Here is a 1,390-nt window from a genome sequence, read left to right on the forward strand (position 1 = left end):
GTTGGCATGGCTGATTTTTGGAAATGGTCGGGGTCAGCCTGACCTGACGCAATCGGATAGTGCAGATCAGAATTTGCCCGGTGCACAGACACGGTATGACCGACCACGCAGTTTGCGATCGTCTGACTACAACAGCGCACCGCAGCGTTTACGCGCCACCAGATCTTCCCGCCGACATGACCCGGACTTGCCGGTCTGGGCCACCCGTGGCGGCAACGTCGCTGCATCGCCAGGCAGTACGCAAGGCACCGCGTCAAACCAAAGATACAACCAGGATACGAGTCTGGGGGACGACACGCTCGATGCCACATCCACAGCAAGTGACAGCGGGAGAAGCAGCGGCGAGTCGGTGAGCGATCGTATGGTGGATCTGCGGGATCGGCTTTCGCATGGCACAGAGGACATGTCTGCCGCCGCACGTGACCGCATTGTTGCTGCACGCAAGCAAGCCACGGAAGCCTATGATCAGGTGTACGATGCCGCCCAGCAGGGGGGCAGTCAGCTCGCTGACTTTTACGACAGACAGCCGTTGGTCATTGGTGCTCTTGGGTTAGCCATTGGCGCCGCGATCGGCGCAGTTGCCCCGCGGACTGACTTTGAAGACGACGCCATGGGCAAACAACGCGATCAACTTTTTGCCGAAGCAGAGCGTATCTACGACGAGGAAAAAGGCAAGATGGAGACTGTTGCCGCGGAAGCGGTCAAGGAGGCAAAGTCTCAGGCATCCAATGTGTCGAATTCGATCTCGGAAAACGTCAAATCTTCTGCTGATGACGTCAAATCTGCTGCGACGAAGGTGGCTGACACTACCCAGGACGAAGCCAGCAGTCAGAATTTGGGAAAGCCGTCGACCTAACACATCTGGACATCGTGTTAGAAATTTTACGATCACTCGCCACGCCTGTGGCGGGTGATATTTCCAACAAGACTCCGGTCTCCACGATAGGACTATCCACACCTCCATAACTACAGCCGAATACTGATCCATGTTCGATGATCCACTTTTCTTTGATGGAGCAGGCGGCTTGCTCCGCACCACGTTTGCGGCAGGCGTCATGTATCTGGCCGTCGTCATTGCTGTTCGTCTATTCGGCAAACGATCAACCTCGCAGATGAACAATTTTGACTGGATTGTCACCGTCGCCATAGGCTCATTGATGGCATCCGGTGTTCTTCTGTCGGACGTAACGGTCATCGAAAGCACAGCGGCCATTTATACCCTGCTAACGTTACAATGGATCCTCACTTCCATTCTGACGCGATCCGACACCGCTACAAAGATTGTCAAATCAGAACCGACTTTGCTGCTTCACCGTGGTATTATTTTGACGGATGCAATCCGCGCCGAACGTTTGACCAAAGCGGAAATTCACGCGGCCGTCCGTCAGGC

The 1,390-nt window shown here is 55.1% G+C and carries 2 protein-coding genes; both read left to right on the forward strand.

Annotated features, from left to right (window positions below; translation table 11 throughout):
- Positions 1-856: hypothetical protein (locus ACOI1H_RS25550; RefSeq protein ID WP_422441129.1), on the forward strand; the 856-nt coding region annotated here is incomplete at its 5' end.
- Positions 857-986: 130 nt separating this feature from the next.
- Positions 987-1,390 (forward strand): DUF421 domain-containing protein (locus ACOI1H_RS25555; protein ID WP_422441131.1); only part of this gene is annotated, 404 nt, incomplete at its 3' end.

Source organism: Loktanella sp. DJP18 (assembly GCF_049310965.1).
In the GTDB taxonomy this organism is placed as follows: Bacteria; Pseudomonadota; Alphaproteobacteria; order Rhodobacterales; family Rhodobacteraceae; genus Loktanella.